Source organism: Burkholderia sp. ABCPW 11 (genome assembly GCF_001523445.1).
Lineage (GTDB): Bacteria > Pseudomonadota > Gammaproteobacteria > Burkholderiales > Burkholderiaceae > Burkholderia.
Genome location: NZ_LOVM01000049.1, coordinates 158,830 through 180,909, shown reverse-complemented (window position 1 = coordinate 180,909; position 22,080 = coordinate 158,830). Strand labels below are relative to the sequence as shown.

21 protein-coding genes are annotated in these 22,080 nt (G+C 68.0%); 4 read left to right on the top strand and 17 right to left on the bottom strand.

Features of this window, described 5'->3' with window-relative positions; genetic code table 11:
• Nucleotides 1-104: 104 nt before the first annotated feature.
• The 13 genes from cheZ to flhD form a co-directional block, all read right to left on the bottom strand.
• Nucleotides 105-836 (bottom strand): protein phosphatase CheZ, encoded by a 732-nt coding sequence (gene cheZ / locus WS61_RS21695; protein WP_059503287.1) that lies wholly within the window; start codon nt 834-836, stop codon nt 105-107.
• A gap of 1 nt (nt 837) precedes the next feature.
• Nucleotides 838-1,233: a chemotaxis response regulator CheY gene (gene cheY, locus WS61_RS21690; protein WP_006754880.1), complete on the bottom strand. Its 396-nt coding sequence runs from the start codon at nt 1,231-1,233 to the stop codon at nt 838-840.
• 67 nt (nt 1,234-1,300) lie between these two features.
• Complete coding sequence (locus WS61_RS21685; protein WP_059503284.1) at nt 1,301-2,392, bottom strand: chemotaxis response regulator protein-glutamate methylesterase; 1,092 nt, start codon at nt 2,390-2,392, stop codon at nt 1,301-1,303.
• Nucleotides 2,389-3,162: a chemoreceptor glutamine deamidase CheD gene (gene cheD / locus WS61_RS21680; RefSeq protein ID WP_059503283.1), complete on the bottom strand. Its 774-nt coding sequence runs from the start codon at nt 3,160-3,162 to the stop codon at nt 2,389-2,391. Before cheD ends, WS61_RS21685 begins: the two co-directional genes overlap by 4 nt.
• A complete protein-coding gene (locus WS61_RS21675) occupies nt 3,159-4,154 on the bottom strand; it encodes a CheR family methyltransferase (RefSeq protein WP_059503281.1) in 996 nt (331 codons plus the stop codon). The genes cheD and WS61_RS21675 overlap by 4 nt, the downstream gene beginning before the upstream one ends.
• A gap of 3 nt (nt 4,155-4,157) precedes the next feature.
• Entirely contained in the window at nt 4,158-6,116 is a 1,959-nt protein-coding gene (locus WS61_RS21670; RefSeq protein ID WP_059503279.1) for a methyl-accepting chemotaxis protein, read from the bottom strand.
• Between the two features lie 37 nt (nt 6,117-6,153).
• Nucleotides 6,154-6,669: a chemotaxis protein CheW gene (gene cheW, locus WS61_RS21665; protein WP_059503277.1), complete on the bottom strand. Its 516-nt coding sequence runs from the start codon at nt 6,667-6,669 to the stop codon at nt 6,154-6,156.
• 47 nt (nt 6,670-6,716) lie between these two features.
• Nucleotides 6,717-8,975 carry a chemotaxis protein CheA gene (gene cheA / locus WS61_RS21660; RefSeq protein ID WP_059503274.1) on the bottom strand — a complete coding sequence of 753 codons (2,259 nt, stop codon included), beginning with the start codon at nt 8,973-8,975 and terminating at the stop codon, nt 6,717-6,719.
• A 33-nt stretch (nt 8,976-9,008) separates the two neighbouring features.
• Nucleotides 9,009-9,386, bottom strand: coding sequence for a response regulator (locus WS61_RS21655; protein ID WP_034209581.1), 378 nt, complete (start codon nt 9,384-9,386; stop codon nt 9,009-9,011).
• A gap of 16 nt (nt 9,387-9,402) precedes the next feature.
• Nucleotides 9,403-10,422 carry a flagellar motor protein MotB gene (gene motB, locus WS61_RS21650; protein ID WP_059503271.1) on the bottom strand — a complete coding sequence of 340 codons (1,020 nt, stop codon included), beginning with the start codon at nt 10,420-10,422 and terminating at the stop codon, nt 9,403-9,405.
• 13 nt (nt 10,423-10,435) lie between these two features.
• Nucleotides 10,436-11,296 (bottom strand): flagellar motor stator protein MotA, encoded by an 861-nt coding sequence (gene motA / locus WS61_RS21645; RefSeq protein WP_059503269.1) that lies wholly within the window; start codon nt 11,294-11,296, stop codon nt 10,436-10,438.
• Nucleotides 11,297-11,489: 193 nt separating this feature from the next.
• Nucleotides 11,490-12,044 (bottom strand): flagellar transcriptional regulator FlhC, encoded by a 555-nt coding sequence (gene flhC / locus WS61_RS21640; RefSeq protein WP_034209584.1) that lies wholly within the window; start codon nt 12,042-12,044, stop codon nt 11,490-11,492.
• 92 nt (nt 12,045-12,136) lie between these two features.
• Complete coding sequence (flhD, locus tag WS61_RS21635) at nt 12,137-12,457, bottom strand: flagellar transcriptional regulator FlhD (RefSeq protein ID WP_034209585.1); 321 nt, start codon at nt 12,455-12,457, stop codon at nt 12,137-12,139.
• Between the two features lie 656 nt (nt 12,458-13,113).
• On the opposite strand from flhD, the gene WS61_RS21630 reads away from it, so the two are divergent.
• Entirely contained in the window at nt 13,114-14,178 is a 1,065-nt protein-coding gene (locus WS61_RS21630) for a glycosyltransferase family 4 protein (RefSeq protein WP_059503267.1), read from the top strand.
• 104 nt (nt 14,179-14,282) lie between these two features.
• On the opposite strand, the gene WS61_RS21625 is transcribed toward WS61_RS21630, so the two are convergent.
• On the bottom strand, nt 14,283-14,579 hold the full coding sequence (locus WS61_RS21625; RefSeq protein ID WP_034183894.1) for an H-NS histone family protein: 297 nt from the start codon (nt 14,577-14,579) through the stop codon (nt 14,283-14,285).
• Nucleotides 14,580-14,878: 299 nt separating this feature from the next.
• On the opposite strand from WS61_RS21625, the gene aqpZ reads away from it, so the two are divergent.
• On the top strand, nt 14,879-15,619 hold the full coding sequence (gene aqpZ / locus WS61_RS21620; protein WP_059503265.1) for an aquaporin Z: 741 nt from the start codon (nt 14,879-14,881) through the stop codon (nt 15,617-15,619).
• A 131-nt stretch (nt 15,620-15,750) separates the two neighbouring features.
• Here the strand turns inward: aqpZ and WS61_RS21615 are convergent, their stop codons facing one another.
• Together WS61_RS21615 and WS61_RS21610 are read right to left on the bottom strand one after the other, a co-directional pair.
• Nucleotides 15,751-16,575: a Cof-type HAD-IIB family hydrolase gene (locus WS61_RS21615; protein ID WP_059503263.1), complete on the bottom strand. Its 825-nt coding sequence runs from the start codon at nt 16,573-16,575 to the stop codon at nt 15,751-15,753.
• Nucleotides 16,576-16,758: 183 nt separating this feature from the next.
• Complete coding sequence (locus tag WS61_RS21610) at nt 16,759-17,640, bottom strand: BadF/BadG/BcrA/BcrD ATPase family protein (RefSeq protein WP_059503261.1); 882 nt, start codon at nt 17,638-17,640, stop codon at nt 16,759-16,761.
• A 142-nt stretch (nt 17,641-17,782) separates the two neighbouring features.
• On the opposite strand from WS61_RS21610, the gene WS61_RS21605 reads away from it, so the two are divergent.
• The gene (locus tag WS61_RS21605; RefSeq protein WP_059503259.1) at nt 17,783-18,385 is read left to right on the top strand and encodes a DNA-3-methyladenine glycosylase I; all 603 of its coding nucleotides are present in this window, start codon (nt 17,783-17,785) and stop codon (nt 18,383-18,385) included.
• A 90-nt stretch (nt 18,386-18,475) separates the two neighbouring features.
• Here WS61_RS21605 and WS61_RS21600 read toward each other — a convergent pair whose 3' ends face one another.
• Nucleotides 18,476-19,711, bottom strand: a complete 1,236-nt coding sequence (locus tag WS61_RS21600; RefSeq protein ID WP_059503257.1) for a PepSY domain-containing protein — start codon at nt 19,709-19,711, stop codon at nt 18,476-18,478.
• 229 nt (nt 19,712-19,940) lie between these two features.
• Here WS61_RS21600 and WS61_RS21595 point away from each other — a divergent pair, with 229 nt between their 5' ends.
• A complete protein-coding gene (locus WS61_RS21595) occupies nt 19,941-22,064 on the top strand; it encodes a TonB-dependent siderophore receptor (protein ID WP_059503255.1) in 2,124 nt (707 codons plus the stop codon).
• The last annotated feature ends 16 nt before the right edge of the window (nt 22,065-22,080 follow it).

Genomic DNA, 22,080 nt, shown 5'->3' with positions numbered 1-22,080 from the left:
CCGCGCCGCGCAGGGGCGGCGCGCACGGTAGAACGAGGCGGGGACGGGGAATGCGCGCATCGGACGGCCCGCGGAACGGGGCGCGCGGATGCGCCGCGGCAGGATCAGAAGCCGAGGCTCGCGAGCAAGTCGTCGACCTGCCCCTGATCCTGGACGACGTCGGATTTGCCTTCCGGCGCGATCTGCGGGCCGTTCAGCAGCGATTCGGGGCTGCCGGTCGCGCTCATCTGCTCGGCCGCGAGCGCGGCCGCGGTGGCGGCGAACTGCTCGCGCCGCTCCGGCGCGATGTTCTCGACGAGCACGGTGAGGAGCTGCTGCTCGATCAGGTAGACCATGTCCATGATCTTCTTGATCACCTGCCCGGTCAGATCCTGGAAATCCTGCGCGAGCATGATCTCGAGGAGTTGCGCGCGGGTCGCCGACGTCGACTCGGGCAACGTGCGCAGGAACGCGCGCGTATCGTCCATCAGCTCGCGCACTTCCGCGTGCTCGATCGGTGCGGCGTACCACTGCGCCCAGCGTGCGTCAAGCGCCTCGGCCTCGTTCTGGATGCGCTCCTGCATCGGCTTCGCGACCTCGATCGCATTCAGCACGCGCACCGCGGCCTGCTCGGTCATCGTCGCGACGTAGCGCAGCCGATCGCGCGCATCGGGCACGGCCTCCGCCGCACGCTCGACGTGCTTGTCGAGCCCGAGCTCGCGCATCGAATCGCGCAGCGTGCGCGTGACGTGGCCGATGCGCGCGAGAATGCGATCGCTCGGGAAGTCGGCGCCTTCTGGATGGCTGTCGGCGCTGAACCCCGCGCCGGCGAGCGCCGCATGGATCGGCTCGTTCACGTCAGCTCCCGGCTTTCGCCATCTTGTCGATGATCTTGTTCAGCTTCTCGTCGAGCGTCGCGGCCGTGAACGGTTTCACGACGTAGCCGCTCGCGCCGGCCTGCGCGGCCGCGATGATGTTCTCCTTCTTCGACTCGGCCGTGACCATCAGCACCGGCAGGTGCGTGAGCGTCGCGTCGGCGCGGATTTCCTTCAGCATCGCGAGGCCGTCGAGGTTCGGCATGTTCCAGTCGGAGATCACGAAGTCGAAGCCGCCGCCGCGCAGCCGCGCGAGGCCGGCCGCGCCGTCCTCGGCTTCGTCGACGTTCGTGTAGCCCAGTTCCTTGAGCAGGTTGCGGACGATCCGGCGCATCGTCGGGAAATCGTCCACCACCAGGATTTTCATGCTCTTGTCCATCGTCGTTCCTTTCCAGATTCGTTTCCGTCGGGACGCGTATCGTGGCACGCGCCCCGTGACATTCCCTTCACACGCGCTGCACGCGGTCGCCCATCGTCGCCAGGCGCGCCATCACGCGGCGGCTCATGTCGGCGAGCGGCGCGATCTCGTCCGCGCCGCCGAGCGCGATCGCCTCGCGCGGCATCCCGAACACGATGCAGCTCGCTTCGTCCTGCGCGAACGTGTGAGCGCCCGCGCGTTTCATTTCCAGCAGGCCGGCCGCGCCGTCGCGGCCCATCCCGGTGAGGATCACGCCGATCGCGTTCTTGCCCGCGTGCGTCGCCGCCGAGCGGAACAGCACGTCGACCGACGGGCGGTGCCGGTTCACCGGCGGCTCGTCCGACAGTTGCGCAATATAGTTCGCGCCGCTTCTCGCGAGCAACAGGTGCGCGTGGCCCGGTGCGATGTACGCATGGCCCGGCAGCACGCGTTCGCCGTGCTCGGCTTCCTTCACCGCGATCCGGCACAGGCCGTTCAGCCGCTGCGCGAACGACTTCGTGAAGCCCGGCGGCATGTGCTGCGCGATCAGCACGGCCGGCGCATCGGGCGGCAGCGGCGTCAGCACTTCGCGGATCGCCTCGGTGCCGCCCGTCGACGCGCCGATGATGATCAGCTTCTCGGTACTGACGAGCGGGTTGTTGATCATCGGCGCGGCCGCGGCGCTATCCGCCGTGCGGGCGGCGGCCTGCGGCTGCGGCGCCTGGCGCACGCGCGCGCGCGACGCCGCGCGGATCTTGTCAGCGAGCTTTTCCGCGTAGTCGAGCATCCCGTCGCGAATCCCGACGCGCGGCTTCGTGACGAAATCCACCGCGCCGAGTTCGAGCGCACGCAGCGTGATTTCCGAGCCGCGCTCGGTCAGCGACGACACCATCACGACCGGCATCGGCCGCAGGCGCATCAGTTTCTCGAGGAAGTCGAGCCCGTCCATGCGCGGCATTTCGACGTCGAGCGTGAGCACGTCGGGGTTGTGCTGCTTGATGAGCTCGCGCGCGACGAGCGGGTCGGGCGCGGTCGCGCACACCGTCATGTCGGGCTGGCTGTTGATGATCTCGGTCATCAGGCTGCGGATCAGCGCCGAATCGTCGACGCACAACACTTTGATCTTCTGCACTGCGGTCATGCCTCCTGCTTTCTTGATAGGGTCGCCGCGTACGGGGCGCCCGGGCTCCCGGCATGCGGGTTCGCCGTCCGCGCGCCGCCGCCACTGCCGGCCGGTGCGGCACCGCGCGCGCCGAACAGCTCGATGCGCGGGCGCGCCGGTTGCGGCGCCGCCGGCCGCTTCGCGGCGAACAGCTCGACGTGCGCGCGCGTGCGCGCGGCGCGGGCGCGATCGGCCTCGCGCGCGAGCGCGGCTTCGCGCTCGGTCACGCCCGGCACCTGCAGCCGCAGCTTCTTCACCATCGCGCGCCCGCTGTGCGGCATGAACGCGACCTTGCGCGGATGCACGCCCTGCAGGTCTTCCGCGGTGATGCGGATGCGCTCGAGCGCGAGATAGCGGCGCACGAAATCCGCATTGCGATCGCCGATGTTGATCGTCGTCATCCCGGCCAGCACGGCCGCGCCGCCGAACACCTTCGCCTCGATGCGCTCGCGGCGCCCGCCGGCCTTGATCAGCTCGTTGATCAGCACTTCCATCGCATACGCGCCGTAGCGCATCGATTCCGACGCGGCCGCGCCCGGATCGGCGCCGTCGTCCGGCAGCATGAAGTGGTTCATCCCGCCGATGCCCGCGTACGGGTCGTGCAGGCACGCGGCGACGCACGAGCCGAGCACGGTCATCAGCACCATGTCCTCGGCCGTCGTGTAGAACTCGTTCGGCAACAGCTTCACGCCGGGGCGCTCGAAGTGGTTGTCGAAGTAGCGATTGGTCGCGATCGGCAGTGCGCTCATCCGCGCTCTCCATAGGCGAGCGCACCGCCCGCGGCCCGCGCGCGCGACGGCATCGCGCTCGCCGCGCTCGCCGCGCTCGCCTGCGCGCCGCGCGGCCGTGCGCTCTGCGCGGCGTCGCGCGTCAGTTCGTACACCGTCTGCCCGCGCAGCCGGAACGCCTGCGTCACATACGTGAAGTTCTCCGAATGGCCGGCGAACAGCAGCCCGCCCGGCTTCACGAGCGGCTCGAAGCGCGACAGCACCTGCCCCTGCGTCGGCTTGTCGAAATAGATCATCACGTTGCGGCAGAAGATCGCGTCGAACGGCTTCGCGATCCCGTAATCCGCATCGGTCAGGTTCAACTGTTCGAAGCGGATCATCGCGCGCAGCTCGGGGCGCACCTTCACGCGGCCGGCCTGCGCGCCCGTGCCCTTCAGGAAGAAGCGCTTCAGCCGCTCCGGCGACAGGTGCTTGACCTGGTCGTACGTGTAGATGCCGGCTTCGGCCTTCGCGAGCACCTGCGTGTCGAGATCGGTCGCGAGGATCGACGCGCTGCGCGCAGCCGTTTCGCCGAGCGCCTCGATCAGCGTGATCGCGATCGAGTACGGCTCCTCGCCGGTCGACGCCGCCGAGCACCAGACCGATACCGGCGCCGGCCGCGATTTCACGAACTCGGACAGGATCGGGAAATGGTGCGACTCGCGGAAAAACGCGGTCAGGTTGGTCGTCAGCGCGTTGGTGAACGCTTCCCACTCGAGCGGATCGTCTTCCTGCTCGAGCAGGTCGAGGTAGTCGCGAAACGTGTCGAGGCCGCGCGCCCGCAGCCGTCGCGCGAGACGGCTGTAGGCCATGTCGCGCTTGTGCTCGGACAGCGAGATGCCCGCGCGTTGGTGGATCAGCGCGCGGATGCGGGCGAAATCCGCGCCGGTGAACGCGAAGTCGCGCCCCGGCTCGCCCGCGCGAGGCGAGGCATCCGGTGCATCGGGTCGAAACGGCGCGCGCGCGTGCGACATGGTTTAGAAGGTCTCCCAGTCGTCGTCGGACGCGCCGGCGGCCGCCAGCGACGGCTTCTCGCCGTTCAGCGCCGGGCGCACGAGCGCGGGTTTCGCGGCCGGCTTGTCCGCCGGCGCGGCCGTCTTCGCGAGACGCGGGCCGTAACCGCCCGCCGCGGCGCCGCCACGTGAAGCCGCTGCGTCCTTCTGCGTACGCGCGGCGGCATCGGCCTCGCGCTTCGTTTCGGGGGCGGCGCCCGCGGCTGCCGCGCGCGACGCCGGCGCGGCGCGGCGTGCCGCCGCTTGGGCCGCAGCCTGCGGCGCCGGCAGCGCGGCGACCGGCGCACGGTCGCGCGATTCCGACGGCAGCGCGGCCGGTTCGTGCGCGATCGGCCGCGCGACGCCGCGCGCCGGCGCGAGCGCGATGCCGCCCGCGACACGCCAGCCCGACACGATCGCCTTCATCTGGCGCGTCTGCTCCTCGAGCGACGCGGCCGCGGCGGCCGCCTGCTCGACGAGCGCCGCGTTCTGCTGCGTGACCGCATCCATCTGGCCGACCGCGCGATTGACCTGCTCGATGCCGGTCGACTGCTCGTCGGACGCGGCGCTGATCTCGCCCATGATGTCGGTCACGCGGCGCACGGCCTGCACGATCTCGTCCATCGTCGAGCCGGCGCGCGCGACGAGCGCCGAGCCGCTGTCGACCTTCTCGGCCGAATCGCCGATCAACTGCTTGATTTCCTTCGCGGCGCTCGCGCTGCGCTGCGCGAGCGAGCGCACCTCGCCCGCGACCACCGCGAAGCCGCGGCCCTGCTCGCCGGCCCGCGCCGCTTCGACGGCCGCGTTCAGCGCGAGGATGTTGGTCTGGAACGCGATGCCTTCGATCGTGCCGATGATGTCGACGACCTTGCCCGAGCTCGCCGCGATGTCCTGCATCGTCGACACGACCTGGCCGACCACTTCGCCGCCCTGCGTCGCGATGTCCGATGCATTCACCGCGAGCTGGCTCGCCTGCCGCGCGTTTTCCGCGTTCTGCCGCACGGTGCCCGTCAGTTGCTCCATGCTCGACGCGGTTTCCTGCAGCGATGCGGCCTGCTCCTCGGTGCGCTGCGACAGGTCGGTGTTGCCGGTCGCGATCTCGCGCGCGCCGACGTCGATCGACTCGGCGCCGCGATGCACCGCCTGCACCATCGTCGTGACGGCGTCCTGCATCCGCTTGATGCCGCCGAACAGGCGGCCGATCTCGTTGGTGCTGAACACGCTCACCGGCTGCGTGAGATCGCCGCCGGCGATGCGCTCGAAGTGCGCGATCGCGTCTTCCAGCGGCTTGACGATCAGCCCGCGCAGCGCGAAGCGGATCGCGATCACGACGACGAACGCGATCGCAATGCCGGCCGCGATCAGCGCGATCATCATCGAGATCTGCGACTGCGTCTCGGTCTGACGTTCTTCCGCGCGCTTCTGCAGCGCCGCGATCACGGCCGCCGCCGTCTGGTCGAACGCGACGAACATCGGGCTGATCTTCGTGTCGGCGATCGCGTGGTACGCCGCCATGTCGCCCGCGCGCGCCGCGGCGAATTCGGGCTCGACGCCTTCCTTCACGATCGTCGTATACCGTGCGGTGAGCTCGTCGACGAGCGCCTGCTCGATACCGGGTTTCGGCGTCGACTGGAACGCCTGCCAGTTCTGGTTCGACTTTGCATACAGCGCCTGCGCGCGCTCGAGCACCTTCGCGGCCTCGGCCGCATTGCCGGCTTCGGTCAGCGTACGGAAGCGGTCGAGCGCCACGCGCGAGCGCAGCAGGTGCGCGGCCGTGTCGTCGAGCGTGTGGATCGCCGGCAGGTCGACGTGCGCGATCTCGTCGAGCGAGCGGCTCGCGTGATTCAGCGCGTAGAGGCCGAGCCCGCCGACCGCGGCGGTCAGGCACACGAGGATGAGTCCGACCGCCGTGAGCGTCGTGCGGATCGACCAGTTATGCAACATTGCAGATTCTCCCGAAATTGCTGCGCGCGCGGCGCGCTTACCCGCCGAGCGTCTCGATCAGCGCCATTTCACGGCTCGACATCAGCTTCTCGATGTCCATCAGGATCAGCATCCGGCCGTCGACCGTGCCGAGGCCCGTCAGGTACTCGGTCGTCAGCGTCGCGCCGAATTCCGGCGCCGGCATGATCTGGTCGGTCTGCAGCGTCAGCACGTCCGACACGCCGTCGACCACCATCCCGACCACGCGGTTCGACACGTTCAGGATGATCACGACGGTCTGGTGGTCGTACTCGACGCGGCCGAGATGGAACTTGATCCGCATGTCGACGATCGGCACGATGATCCCGCGCAGGTTGATCACGCCCTTGATGAACTCGGGCGCGTTCGCGATGCGCGTGACGCTGTCGTAGCCGCGGATTTCCTGCACTTTCAGGATGTCGATCCCGTATTCCTCGTCACCGAGCGTGAACACGAGGAATTCCTGGCCCGTCGCGTCGCCGTGTTCCGCGTCGCGGCGGCTCGTTACCGCGTTCGCCGCGGCCGGATTGATCATTTGGACTTCAGCAGACACGTTTGCCCCCAATCGGTTGATGGCGAGAGTCAGAACATCGCGAGCTCGGCGCCGGCACGGGCGCCGTGCGTCGCACGGGTTTCGCGGTTCAGCGCCGCGACGTCGACGATCAGTGCGACGCTGCCGTCGCCGAGAATGGTCGCCGCCGAGATGCCGTGCACCTTGCGGTAGTTGGTTTCGAGGTTCTTCACGACCACCTGCTGCTGGCCGACCAGCTCGTCGATCAGCATCGCGAAGCGGCGCCCCTCGGTTTCCATGATCGTGACGATCCCCTGCGTCGGGTCGGTGCGCGCGTCGTCGACCGAGAACACCTCGTGCAGCGCGACCAGCGGCAGGTATTCGCCGCGCACGCGCACCACGCGCTCGCCGTTGCCGACCGTGTAGATGTCGTCGTTCGACGGCTGCAGCGACTCCATCACGAAGTTCAGCGGCAGGATGAAGATCTCGCTGCCGACCTTCACCGACATCCCGTCGAGGATCGCCAGCGTGAGCGGCAGCACAATCCGCGTGGTCGTGCCGCGGCCGGCCTGCGACGAGATCTCGACGTGGCCGCCCATCGACTGGATGTTGCGCTTCACCACGTCCATCCCGACGCCACGGCCCGACACGTCGGTCACAGTCTCGGCGGTCGAGAAGCCCGGCGCGAAGATCAGTTGCCACACTTCGTCGTCGCTGATGTTCTCGGAGATCTGCATGCCTTGCTTCGCGGCCTTCGCGAGGATCCGCTCGCGGTTCAGGCCCGCGCCGTCGTCGCTCACCTCGATCACGATGTTGCCGCCGTGATGCGCGGCCGACAGCACGAGCTGGCCGACCGCGTCCTTGCCGGCGGCGACGCGCCTGTCGACGGTTTCGATGCCGTGGTCGAGGCTGTTGCGCACCAGGTGCGTGAGCGGATCGATGATCCGTTCGATCAGGCTCTTGTCGAGCTCGGTCGCCTGGCCGAACGTGACCAGCTCGACCTGCTTGCCGAGCTTGCCGGCGAGGTCGCGCACGAGCCGCGGGAAGCGGCTGAACACGTAGTCCATCGGCATCATGCGGATCGACATCACCGCTTCCTGCAGGTCGCGCGCGTTGCGCTCGAGCTGCGCCATCCCGTTGAACAAACGGTCGTGCAGCGCCGGATCGAACGCACTCGCCGTCTCGGCCAGCATCGCCTGCGTGATCACCAGTTCACCGACGAGGTTGATCAGTTGATCGACCTTCTCGACGCCGACGCGGATCGAGCTGCCTTCGGCGCCGCCCGCGGCCGCGGCGGCCGGGCGGGCGCGCTTGTCGTCGTGATGCGCGGCGGCCGGCGCCGCGTGTTCGGCCGGTTGCGGTTGAGCGTGCTGTTGCGGCTGCGGCTGCGCTGCAGCCGCGGGCGGCTCGGCCGGCGCCGGAGCGGCCGGCTGCGGTGCGGCAGCCTGCGGCGCGAACACCTCGACGCGCGCGGGCTGCGCGGCGGCGGCCGCTTCAGCCGCTTCGGCAGCCGCGGCGGCGGTGTCCTGCGCGACGGCCGGTGCCGCCTGCGCGGTCGGCGCCGTGCCGTGCGCGACGCGGATCTGGCTTTCGTCGATCACGAAGCAGCACACCGCGACGATATCGTCGGACGGCACGTCCGATTCGACCCACAGCGACAGGTCGGCGCCCGCTTCCTCGCGCCCGACGATCCGGCCGAGGTTGCCGAGTTCCTCGGTGAGCAGCGCCTGGTCCTTCGCATCGACGCCGACCAGCGTGATCTTCAGGTGCGGGCCACCGGCGCCGGCGTCGGCCGCCGGATGCGCGGCCGCGACGGCCTGCTCGACCACATGGTCGGGCGCACGGTCGCCGCCGGCGGCGGGCGCGGCGGGCGGCGCCACGGCTGCGGCAACCGGGGCGGCCGGCGCGGGCTCGGCTGCGGCAGCGGATGCACCCGCCCCGCTTTCGGCCTTCAGCCGCTCGAGCTTTGCGCAGATCGCCGCGGCGGCGGCCGCGTCCGGTTCGGCGCTCGCGCGGTAGTCGACGAGCTGGTCGGACAGCACGTCCTTGGTCTCGAGGAACGCGTCGACCATGTCCTTGGTCAGCGTCAGCTCATGGTTGCGTGCGCGGTCGAGCAGCGATTCGAGGATGTGCGTCGTATCGGTCAGCGCGGAAAAGCCGAACGTCGCCGCGCCGCCCTTGATCGAATGCGCAGCGCGAAAGATCGCCGCCAGATCCTCGGGATCGGGCGAATCGACGTCGAGATTCAGCAGCAGCTGCTCCATCTGCGCGAGCAGCTCGTCCGCTTCGTCGAAAAAGGTCTGGTAGAACTGAGTGATGTCGAGAGTCATGCCCGGTCACCGGTTGAATTCGTCGCGTTCATGTCAGGAGGCAGCCGGCTCGGACAGCGTGGCGACCAGGTCGACCAGCACGCCCGGGTCGATCGGCTTTTCGATCCAGCCGGTCGCACCCGCGTCGCGTGCGGCGTCCTTGAACGCGTCGCTGCCCTCGGTCGTCAGCACGAGGATCGGCGTGTCCGCGTACGCGCTCAGCTTGCGCAGCGCGGCGATCACCTCGAGCCCGCTCTTGCGCGGCATGTTCTGGTCGGTCAGGACCAGGTCGTACGGCGCCGTCGCCGCCATGTCGAAGCCGGCTTCGCCGTCCGGCGCCACCGTCACGTCGTAGCCGGCCTGCGCAAGCGTGGCCTGCAGCAGCGCACGCATGGTCGCGGAGTCGTCGATGGCGAGAATGGTTCGGATCATGTCTGTCTCGGAAACGTCAGGGTTTCGGCGCCACGGCAACGGCGCTCGCCACGACCGGACGCACCGCCGGCGCCGGGCCGCCGAGCTGCTGCGCGAGCAGCTTCGAACCGGCCGCGTCGGCGGACAGCGTCGTCGTCGTCGCGTCGTCGCGCATCAGCGCTTCTTCGGATTTGCGATTCAGCACGATCACGCTGATCCGGCGGTTTTCCGGATCGAGCGGATCGGCCTTGTTCAGGTTCTGCGTCGACGCGAGGCCCAGCACGCGCAGCACTTTCGCCTCGTCCATGCCGCCGGAGATCAGCTCGCGGCGCGACGCGTTCGCGCGATCGGCCGACAGCTCCCAGTTGCTGTAGCCGCCCTCGCCGCCCGCGTACGGCACGGCGTCGGTATGGCCCTGGACGATGATCCGGTTCGGCACGTCGTTCAGCGTCTTGCCGATCTCGCGCAGGATGTCGCGCATGTACGGCTCGACGTGGTCGCTCGACATCGCGAACATCGGCCGCTTCTGCGTATCGACGATCTCGATGCGCAGCCCCATCAGCGTCGAATCGATGCGGATCTGCTGCTTGAACTGGCGCAGCGTCGGATTGGCCTCGATCGCGGCCATCAGCTTGATCTGCAGGTCGTGCAGGCGCGCCTGCTCGAGCCGTTCGAGCGCGCCCTGCGCCTGCGCTTGCGCATGCTCGTCGACCGGCTTCGCGACGCGCTCGGCGAGCGACGTCGTGCCGTCGGTGCGGCGCAGCGTGCCGGCGTCGACGCTCGACAGGTCGCGGCCGCCGCCGTTGATGATGCTCGCGTCCTGCGAGCTGCGATCGCCGCTGCCGAGAATCGCGGCCTTCAGCGGCATGTTGAAGTATTCGGCGATCCCCTTCAGCTGCACCGGCGTGACCGAACTCAGCAGCCACATCAGCAGGAAGAACGCCATCATCGCGGTCATGAAGTCCGCGTACGCGAGCTTCCATGCGCCGCCGTGGTGGCCCTTCTTCGCCGGGGCCACCCGCTTGACGACGATCGCGCGATCCTTGCTCTTGCTCATCGGTCGCTCCGCGTCACTTCGCCTTCACGCGGCGCACATGTTCTTCGAGCTCGGAGAACGACGGGCGCTCGGTGGAGAAGAGCACCTTGCGGCCGAACTCGACCGCGATCGCCGGCGCATAGCCGTTCAGCGTCGCGAGGATCGTCACCTTGATGCACTGGAACATCTTGGTCGACTCGGCAACGCGCTGCTCCGCGAGGCTCGCGAGCGGCCCGATCAGCCCGTACGACAGCAGGATCCCGAGGAACGTGCCGACCAGCGCCTGCGCGATCATCGCGCCCAGCACCGCGGGCGGCTTGTCGGCCGACGCCATCGTGTGCACGACGCCCATCACGGCCGCGACGATGCCGAACGCCGGCATCGCGTCGCCGACGCGCATCAGCGCGTGCGCCGGGCCTTCGCCTTCCGCGTGGTGCGTCTCGATCTCCTCGTCCATCAGGCTTTCGATCTCGAACGCGTTCATGTTGCCGCCCACCATCAGGCGCAGGTAGTCGGTCAGGAATTCGACGATGTGGCGATCGGCGAGGATCTTCGGGTATTGCGTGAAGATCGGGCTCTTTTGCGGATCGTCGATGTCGGCCTCGAGCGTCAGCGTGCCTTCCTTGCGTGCCTTCGCGAGCAGCACGTAAAGAAGCGCCATCAGCTCCATATAGACGTCCTTCGTGTATTTCGAGCCCTTGAAAAGCGTCGGCAGCACGCGCAGCGTGGCCTTGATGGTCTTGCCGCCGTTGCCGAGAATGAACGCGCCGACGCCGGCGCCCACGATCATCAGGATCTCGACCGGCTGGATCAAGGCGCCCAGATGCCCGCCTGCCAGCGCATAACCGCCGAAGACGGACAACAGCGTCACGAGTGTTCCCACGATAATCAGCACTGCCTGTCCCTCACGAAAGACCGGCGGGGAGACCGCCGTTAAACAGGTTTACGGCAGTCGGCAGGAAAACTTTCGCGGCCGCCCGGCGGCGGCCCGACGGTGTTTACCAGAGCAATGCGCGGACGATTCGCGCGGCCCGCGGGCGTCGCCCGTGCGCCGCGCGTGCCCCGTCCTCCCTTGCCCGGCCTGGCGCTCAGGCCGCGGCGGCGGCCAGTTCGGCGCGCGCGGCGGCGGCCTTGCGGGTCTTGCCGGCCCGCGACGGCGGCTGGCACAGCCCGCACACGAAACCTTGATGCGGATCATGCGCATGCGCGACGAAGTGGCCGCCGCAGCGCGTGCACGGCGTCATCTGCAGCATCCCCGAATCGAAGAAGCGCACCAGCGTCCATGCCCGCGTGAGGCTCAGCGCGGCCTCGTCGCCGGACAGGTTCACGTGCTCCAGATAGAGCCGGTACGCCTTCACGATCGACTGGATCGGCTCGCAGCGGCCGTGGTCCTGCATGAACCGGTAGATGTTGTAGAACAGCGACGAGTGGATGTTCGGCTGCCACGTCATGAACCAGTCGGTCGAGAACGGCAGCATCCCCTTCGGCGGCGACACGCCCTTCAGTTCCTTGTACAGCTTGATCAGACGGTCCCGCGACAGGCTCGTCTCCGCCTCCAGCAGCTGCAGCCGGGCGCCCAGTTCGATCAGTTCGATGGCGAGGGTGATTTCCTTCACCTCGATCACGACGCTTTTGCTTGCCATGGTGATAACCGTCCGCTTGACGTTGTTCGAATGAATAGCCGATACGCTGCCGGCCGGCGCGGCACGCCGGGACAGACGCAAGGCGGGATGGATCAGCGGACGCCTTCGACCTGCTGCCCGGCCATCAGGATGGCCGAGTGGGCGTGCGTGACGACGTCGCTGCGGCCCTTGTCGGCGAGCGACGACAGCAGCGCGTGATCATCGAAGCGGAAGCGGCACAGCATCTGGTTCGACGCAGCCAGCTTCACGGTCTGGGCGAGCGTGAGGTTGGCGAGCACGTCGGCGAGTTCCTGGGAAATGCCCATGCGGAACATGCCCATCGCCTTGTCTTCCCGCAGCAGGCGCTGCGCGAGGAGGAGGTACGACAGGTTGACCTCTTTGATCTCACTGAGCATTTCGCTGGTGGCGCTCATGATTCCCCCGTTAAAAAACTTTGCTTTGGCCGTTCATGTTATGAAAACGTTTGCTCGATCAGTGCGCACCGGGCGCTCAGTCGGCTCGTTTATAGTCTTACAGGGCGAATTTTGGCCAAACGGGATTTATGTCGGTATCAGCGAAGTGGCGTATGCCATGCAGGATTTGTCTGTAAACCGTGTAGGAATTTTTCCGACAAGGCGAATTGAAAGGGACAGTCGGAAAACGGGTTGCAACGCGGATTCGGTTGCGAGGGGTCTAGTGGCCGCCGCGCGCGTGGCGCAAGGCTTGCCGGCAGGGCTGCCGACAATCGGATCGGTAAAAATTATAGTGGTTTTTCACGATAGCGCAACAATAGTTATGGCTGTGGCAATTCACGATTCCGCGCCCTTTTTCTCGGGGTTTTCGCGTATTTCATCGTGTAACAAGCCTTAAGTGTTTGAAAAAACACTCGAACCCCTCAGGGCGATATCGATAATGGACTCGAATGGGCGGCGGCGCGAGCCGTGCCGGCCCGCCCCGCAGCTTGCCGACCGGCGCCCCGCGCACTCCGCCCAAGGCCCGGCCACGCACCGCGTGCGTCGGCAAGTTCCGCAACCTTGTACGGATCCGCACCGGCGCCGTCGCGCCGTCGGATCGACACAGGAGAACACCCATGCGAATTGCCCAGATCGCGCCGCTTTACGAAGCCGTCCCGCCGAAACTCTACGGCGGCACCGAGCGTGTCGTGTCCTACCTCACCGAGGCGCTCGTCGAGCTCGGCCACGACGTGACGCTGTTCGCCAGCGGCGACTCCGTCACGTCGGCCCGCCTCGAGGCGGCGTGGCCGCGCGCGCTGCGGCTCGACCCGTCGGTCCGCGATTCGATGGCGCCCCATATGCGGCTCCTCGAGCAGGTCGCCCGGGTCGCGCACGAATTCGACGTGCTGCACTTCCACCTCGACTACCTGCCGTTCCCGCTGATGTCGCGCCTCGACACGCCGTACGTGACGACGCTGCACGGCCGCCTCGATCTGCCGGAGCTCCAGCCGGTGTTCGATGCGTTCCCGGATTCGCCGGTCGTGTCGATCTCGAACAACCAGCGCAAGCCGCTGCCGCAGGCCGCGTGGGCCGGCACCGTGTACCACGGGCTGCCCGACACGCTGCTCACGCCGCAGCCGGACGTGAAGCCCGAATATCTCGCGTTCCTCGGCCGGATCTGCCCCGAAAAGCGTGTCGACACCGCGATCCGGATCGCCGCGCAAAGCGGGCTGCCGCTGAAGATTGCCGCGAAGGTCGACAAGGCCGACGCGGACTACTTCAAGGAAGTGATCGAGCCGCTGCTCGACCAGGCGCATGTCGAATTCATCGGCGAGATCAACGAAGCGCAAAAGCCGGCGTTCCTGTCCGGCGCGAAGGCGCTGCTGTTCCCGATCGACTGGCCGGAGCCGTTCGGCCTGGTCATGATCGAGGCGATGGCCTGCGGCACGCCGGTCGTCGCGTTCAACCGCGGCTCGGTGCCGGAAGTGATCGAGGACGGCGTGACCGGCTTCATCGTCGAAGACGTGCAGGGCGCGGTCGGCGCGCTGCACCGGATCGACAGCCTGTCGCGCAGCGCGATCCGCGCGCGTTTCGACACGCGTTTCAGCTCGAAGGCAATGGCGCAGCGTTACGTCGAAACTTACGAATCGCTTTGCGCGGCAACCAAGCAACCGGCATTGCGCCGGGTCGCGGGCGCCTGACACGGAAATCCGCGCGGAAAATATTCCGGAAAATCCGCGCCGAAATCGGCGCGCAAAACAAAAGAGCCGCATCGTCGATGCGGCTCTTTCTATTTGGCGGGCGCTCACTCGATCAGGAAACGATCGCGGTTTTTGCCGGCGATCCAATTCGGCGGCTTGCCGCGCCCGCTCCAGGTTGCACCCGACTTCGGATCGCGGTATTTCGGCGGCAGCGGCGCCTTCTTCGGCGGTCGCCCGCGCCGCGCCCGCTCCGCGAAGCCCAGGTCCTGGGCCGTCAGGCCATACTCGGCAATCATTCGCTGGACATCGGCAATCACCGCTGCCACTTCCTGGCGGCGCACGTCGTCCGCCTGGGCCTGCAGATCGGCGATCTGCGCCTTGAGTTTCGCGTATTGAGACATTTTTCGACTCCCCTTTTCGATGATGCGGCCCCGGCGAATCCGGCCGGGACACCAACATCCGTTACGTCGTCCGCACTGCCGCCCTGCCCTTCGAAATAAATGCTGCCATCTTTAACCGAATCGCCTATATCGAGAATGCGGACTTATTCTAATAAAAGGCATTCGTCAGCCATTCAAATTTAACAATCGTTTACCCTCTTGGACCCGATTCATTTCCTATAATCCAGACCAATTCCAGACGACGAAATAAATTCGTTGCGTCGTCCGGGGTCTTCAACCCACTTGAACGAGGTCCTTAGATGAATCTTTCTCAGCGTCTCGCTGCAGAGGTATTCGGCACGTTCTGGCTGGTGCTCGGCGGGTGCGGAAGCGCCGTGCTGGCCGCCGCCTTTCCGGGCCTCGGCATCGGTTTTGCCGGCGTCGCACTCGCCTTCGGCCTGACCGTACTGACGATGGCATTCGCAATCGGCCACATCTCGGGTTGCCACCTGAATCCGGCGGTGAGCGTCGGCCTGACGGTCGCCGGCCGCTTCCCGGCGCGCGATCTCGCGCCGTACATCGTCGCGCAGGTCGTCGGCGCCACGCTCGGCGCGTTCGTGCTGTACCTGATCGCAACCGGCAAGCCGGGTTTCGATGTCGTCGGCAGCGGCTTTGCGACGAACGGCTTCGGCGATCGCTCGCCCGGCCACTACTCGCTCGCCGCATCGTTCATCTGCGAAGTCGTGATGACGGGCTTCTTCCTGTTCGTGATCCTCGGCGCGACCGACAAGCGCGCGCCGGCCGGCTTCGCGCCGATCGCGATCGGGCTGTGCCTGACGCTGATTCACCTGATCTCGATCCCGGTCACCAACACGTCGGTGAACCCGGCGCGCTCGACCGGCCCGGCGCTGTTCGTGGGCGGCGACGCGATCGGCCAGCTCTGGCTGTTCTGGGTCGCGCCGCTGATCGGCGCGGTACTCGCGGGGATCATCTACCCGCTGGTCGCCGGGCGTGACGACGCCGTCGACCTGCTGCCCGCATCAGCTCGCACAAGCGAATAAAACACTACGGGGTCAAGCGAGCAGAGCAGCGAGCCTCACGCTGTCGAAGAACATCGAGGCAGGCAATTTCGACGGGCGCCCCTGGCGCCCGTTTTTCATTTCCGCGCGGAAAACGCGCCCGGCGCGTGCGCTCAGGACGCGACGACGTCGCCTTCGAGCGAGAACAGCGTGCGCAGGTGGCGCGCGACGCCCGCGTCGAAGTTGTTGCCGATCCGCGGGATGTGCGGCAGTCGCGCCACCAGGTCGGGGTTCGCGTTGTTCATCATGAATGCGTGACCGGCGGTTTCGAGCAGGTCGATGTCGTTCATGTTGTCGCCGAACGCGATGCAGTGGCCGGCGTCGATGCCGAGCCGCGCGAGCACCGTGCGCAGCGCGCGCCCCTTCGACACGTTCGCGGTCATCACTTCGAGGCAGTCGGGCAGCGAGTACGTGACGTACAGCGTATCGCCGAACTGCACGCGCATCTGCTCGGCGACGACCGCCAGATCGGCCGGGTCGCCGATATACAGCACCTTCGCGATAGCCGCGCCGTCGTGCGCGGCCATGTCGATCACTTCGTACCGGAAGCCAGAATCCTGGTGGAATTCGAGCAGGTGCGGCGCTTCGCGGTCGATCAGCCAGCCGTCGTTGGTGAACAGGTTGACGATCACGCGGCCGTGCGCGCCGACGACTTCCGGCTGCACGAGGCTGCGCACGACCGCTGCGTCGATGTCCTGCGCGTGGATCGTCGTGTCGTCCGGCGCATGCACGCGCGCGCCGTTCGACGTGATCAGGTACGGCCGGATGCCGAGGACATCGCGAATGCCGGCGACGTCCGCGTAATGGCGCCCCGTGGCGATCACGAACTGCACGCCGTCGCGGTCGAGCCGGCGGACGGTGTCGATCGTGTACGGGTCGAGCTGGTGGTCGCTGTTCAGCAGCGTACCGTCGAGATCGGTGGCGATGACTTTGTACATGGGACGGGGGAGTGGCGCTCGCGGCACGGAGGAAGCGTCATTTTAACGTCGTGCCCGACAGCGCGCCGGACGGTTGCCAGCCCCGCGCCGCCCGAGGCGCTGCTGCGGCGCGGCATCTGCCGCACGCGCCGCTCACCTTGGCCGCCCTCCGCGGCCCCAGCCGACCTAGCTCCCCTAGCTCACCTAGCCGCCCTCCGCGGCCCGCAACGCCTGCAGCGCGAGCCGCAGCGCACCATGAGCAGAATCGTCGAGCGGCGCGCGCAGCCGCGCGGCGTGCCGCACCGGCACGGCCGGCGCGAGCGCGTCCGCCAGCCCGCCGCACAGTGCGACCGGCAGCGCCTGCTGCGGATCGAGCGCGTCGATCATCTTGCCGATCTCGTCGCCGGCTTGCGCGATCAGCGCGCTCGCGACCGGGTGCGCGCGGTGCGCGAACACGATCGGCGCGAGACGCGCGTAGACCGTCTGGTTCGCGTCGCACGACCACTGGACGAGCGCGTCGCGATTCTGCGCGCCCGTTTCCGCAAGGAGTGCGGTGGCGAACGCGTCGCGCGGCACGCGACCGTCGAGTGCCTGTTGCGCATAGGCGAGCGCGCGCAGGCCGAGCCACGCGCCGCTCGCCTCGTCCCCGGACGGAAAACCGAAACCGCCCGCGATCCGGCACGCGCCGGCCGCATCGAGCGCCGCGGCGATGCTGCCGGTGCCGAGCGCGACGATGAGCCCCGGCGCGCCGCCGTGCGCGCCGACGACGGTCGTGTACGCATCGCTCTCGATCGCGAGCGCGCCGAGCGGTGCCCGTGCGCGGAACGCGGCGAGCCACGCCGCGTTGTTGACGCCGGCGAGCCCGCAGCCGAGCGCGCACTGCGACCACTCGAACGCGAGACCGGCCTGCGTGAACGCGTCCGCGCAGGCCGCGCCGATCGACGCCCATGCGCGCTCGATACCGAGGCCGAGCCCCGACGGACCGCCACGCCCCTGCGCCAGCTCGCGCCCGTGCCGGTCTGCCAGCACCGCGCGCGTGCCCGTGCCGCCGCCGTCGATGCCGATCGCAAAAAGTAATGCCGCCATGCCTTCATCCCGCTGATTCGAACAGGCGCCAAGCTTAACCGGATCGGCGCCGCACGCCCATCTGCCGTTCGGCCGGCTATCCCGCCCAAAGGGCTTCCGCTATGCTGGCGCGATCGAATCGACACTGAAGACGAGGCAGACGATGTCGCAGCGGTGCAACTGGGTGAAGACGGAAGCGGACGCTCACTATCACGATACCGAGTGGGGCGTGCCGTCGCACGACGATCGCCACTTGTTCGAAATGCTGATCCTGGAAGGCGCGCAGGCCGGGCTGTCGTGGTCGACGATCCTGAACAAGCGCGCGGGCTATCGCGAAGCATTCGCCGATTTCGACGTCGACGCCGTCGCGCGCTTCACGCCCAAGCGCATCGAGAAATTGCTGGAGAACCCGGGCATCGTGCGCAACCGCGCGAAGGTCGAATCGGCGGTGATCAACGCGCGCGCGGTGCAGCGCATCCGGGAAGAGCACGGGTCGCTCGCCGCGTTCCTGTGGTCGTTCGTCGGCGACACGCCGGTTCAGAATGCGTGGCAGTCGTACCGCGACGCGCCCGCGTCCACCGAACAGTCCGACGCGCTCAGCAAGGCGCTGAAGGCGTACGGCTGCAAGTTCGTCGGCTCGACGATCTGCTATGCGCTGATGCAGGCGACCGGCATGGTCAACGATCACGAAGCCGGCTGCCCTTGCCACGCACGATGCGCGGCGCTCGGCGGCAAGCAGCCGGCACGCCTGCGCCAGGCGGGGTGACGGCGCCGGTGCAAACTCGGTCGGACGCCGCGCCGCCACCCTGCGGCGGTGGCACCGTCCGCCTGCCGCAGGTTACTTGCCGTTCGGCCTTTATCGCGCCGCGCGCGACGACGCCGATACGACCGCCCGCGCGCTTCGCGCAGCTCGCACGCGTGCGCTGCGCTTCTTCACCCAGATGTAGACGCCCGTCACGCTCAGCATCGCGATCACGATGCCGAGCATGCTCACGGCGACACGTCCGGCGACACCGGCGATCCGCCCCGAGTGCAGCGGAAACTGCGCCTGCATGAACAGGTCGCCGGCCGAACCTCGGCCCGGCACCTGCGCCGCGACGGGCTTGCCGGTCACCGCATTCCAGTACAGCCACGCGTTGCCGAGCCCGACGTCGCCATGGTCGTTGCCGGGCGTGAAGAACCCGACCGCGTAAGCGTTCATCGCAGGGGCGAACAGCAGCGCGCCCGGCGGCGCGGCGATCCCCGCGTCGCGGCCGGCCGAGCGCGCGATCTCGACGATCCGCTCGCGCGGCAGCACCGGGCTGCCCGGCGGGGCCGGCGGGAAATGTTCGGGATTCGTGTACGGCGTTTCGGCGAGCGGCGACACCAGCGAGACCAGCGGGCGCACGACGGGCACGGCAAGGTTCATCGAAATCGACGTGACCGCGACGACGAGCAGCAGCCCCCACACCCACACGCCACCCGAGCGGTGCAGGTCGAACACGAGCGGATAGCCGCCGCGCCGCACGCGGAACGCGAACGACTTGCGCCAGCTTTTCAGGTTCGGAAACGCGAGCACGAGCGCGATCAGGCTGTCGATCGCCCACACGATGCCGACGACGCCCATCACCCAGAACCCGAAATTGATCCCGCCGTACACGGGCAGGAACAGCGAGTAGTGCAGCCGGTAGATGAACGGCATCAGGTCGAGCCGCGCGAGCGACGGCGCGCCCCATTCGCGGCGGCCCTGCACCGTGCCGGTCGCGGGATCGACGGCGATCTGGCTGAAACCGAGTGCGTACGGCTGGCCGGTCGCCGGATCGGTACGCGGCATCACGCCCGCCTGCAGCGTGTGCCCCGGTTCGATCGCGAGCGGCAGGTAGGTCACCTGCACGCGCGGATCGGCGGCCTCGATGCGCGCCGCGAGCTCGAGCGGCGCAAGTGGCGCCGCGCCGCTGCGCGCGGTATAGAAATCCGGGTTCAGCGCCGCATCGAGTTCATGGTCCCACGCGATCAGCGCGCCGGTGAGCCCCGCGACGAACAGGAACAGCGCGATGGCGAGCCCGAACCAGCGGTGCAGGCGCACGAGAAACGGTCGCAGGAACGCGTTCATCGCGTGCGCGGCGCAAGAAAAGCGGGCCGGCACGAGCGGCGGCCCCGATTCGACGGGATGCAGTTCATTTCATGGCGAGCGCCGCGCAACGATCATCCGGTCGGGCCCGGCGAGGCCGGATGCCCTTGTACGCGGCATGGAATTGTTGCGCGGTTGGCGGGTTTTGATACGATGCGCGACATTTTAACGCAATGCGAATGATTCTTACTCGCATTTTTACTCGCTCGCCATGACCGTCTGCCTCGCCCGCCCGCCTGTCCGTCCACGCCGCGTGGCCGCCGCCCTCGCCTGCCTTGCCGCGTCGCTCGCGCACGCAGACGATTCGCCCGGCGACGCCGCGGTACTGCCCGCCCTCAACATCACGGCCGCGCATGATTCGCCGCAACACTTGACCGACACGATCTCGACGGGTGCGCTCGGCACCCGCCGCCAGCTCGACACGCCGTTCTCGACGACCATCGTCACGTCGGAAGAGCTCGAGGCCCGCCAGCCGTACAAGCTCGGCGACGTGTTCGCGAACGACGCTTCGGTGTCGGACAACAGCGGCGCCTACAGCGCCTGGGCCAGCTACATGACGGTGCGCGGCATGCAGCTCGACTGGCAGAACGGCTACAAGATCGACGGACTGCCGTTCGTCACGTACGGCATCACGATGCCGTACGAGCAGCTCGATCGCGTCGAACTGCTGAAGGGGCTCGGCGGCTTCCTGTATGGCTTCGTGACGCCGGGCGGCGTCGTCAACTACGTGACGAAGCAGCCGGGCGCCGAACCGGTGCGCAGCGTCGACATCGGTTACCGGAGCACCAACGTGTGGACCGAGCATGTCGATCTCGGCCAGCGCTTCGGGCCCGACCACATGTTCGGCGCGCGGCTGAATGCGACCCACGAGGAAGGCAAGACCTACAACGACGGCAACATCCGCCGCGACAGCGTGTCGCTCGCGCTGCAGGCGAACCTGACGCGCGACCTGTCCGTGTCGTTCGGCGCGCTGTACCAGGACCGCCGCACGACGGGCCAGACGCCGTCGATCTTCACCGGCAGCTATCCGGGCGGCGCGCTGCCCGCGACGATCAGCGGCGGATCGACGAACCTGGGCGGCAAGGACCAGTACCTGAACACGAACCTGCAGCTCTATACGACCGGGCTGCAATACCAGCTCGCGCCCGACTGGCAGCTCGACGTCACGTACAGCTACAGCAAGGCGACGCGCCGGCGTAACGAAAGCACGCTCTACCTGCAGGACGCGGCCGGCAACTACACCGACAGCCGCTACGTCGGCATGGAGGATCACCGCTTCAGCCAGTGGCGCGCGATGGTCGAGGGCAAGGTACGCACGGGCCCGTTCAGCCACCAGATCGTGCTCGGCGCGTCGTGGCAGAAGCAGGCGAACGACTATTCGGCGAACAGCGTGTTCGTGCCGCTCGGCGCCGGCAACCTCTATGCGCCGAATCCGTACCGCTACGAGAGTCCGCACGGTTTCATCCAGTACCGCACGAGCGAGATCGTGCAGAAATCGCTGTTCGCGAGCGACACCGTGCAGTTGACCGAGCGCTGGTCGGTGCTGGCCGGCGTGCGCTACATGAACTACGCGCAGCGCGCGTTCCAGGCGAGCGGCGCCGAGGCCCCCGGCTATCGCCAGAACGGCGTAGCGACGCCGACCTTCGCGGTGATGTTCAAGCTCGCGCCGACGACCACCGCGTACGCGAGCTACGCCGAGTCGCTCGAGCCCGGCAGCCGCGTGAACGACGTCTACGCGAACGCGGGCCAGGTGCTCAAGCCGTTGCGCAGCAAGCAGTACGAGCTGGGGATCAAGAGCGAGCACGCGCGCTGGAGCGCGACGGCCGCGCTGTTCCGCATCGAGCGCAGCGCCGAATACGCGAACGCCGCGAACGTCTACGTGCAGGACGGCGAATCGATCATTCAGGGGATCGAGGTCGGCGCGCGCGCGAAATTCGGCGCGCACTGGAACGCGGGCGTCGACGCGATGCTGCTCGACGCGTGGTACGCGAACGGGATCGGCAACAATGGCAACCGCGTGGCCGGCGCGCCGCGCTTCGTGCTCGCCGGCGACCTCGGCTATGCGGTGCCGGGCGTGCCGGGGCTGACGCTCGGCGTCGACGCGAAATTCACCGGCGCGACGCCGCTGCGCGCGGCCGGCGGTCTCGACGCACCGGGCTTTCTCGTCGTCAACGCGGGCGCGCGTTACCTGACGCGGGTCGGACGGCACGACGTGACGCTGCGCGCATCGATCGACAACGTGTTGAACCGCCGTTACTGGGAATACCAGTACGCGGACTACGTGAAGCCGGGCGACCCGCGCACGGTGAGCCTGAGCGCGAAGATCGATTTCTGAACGCCGCGGCCGGCGG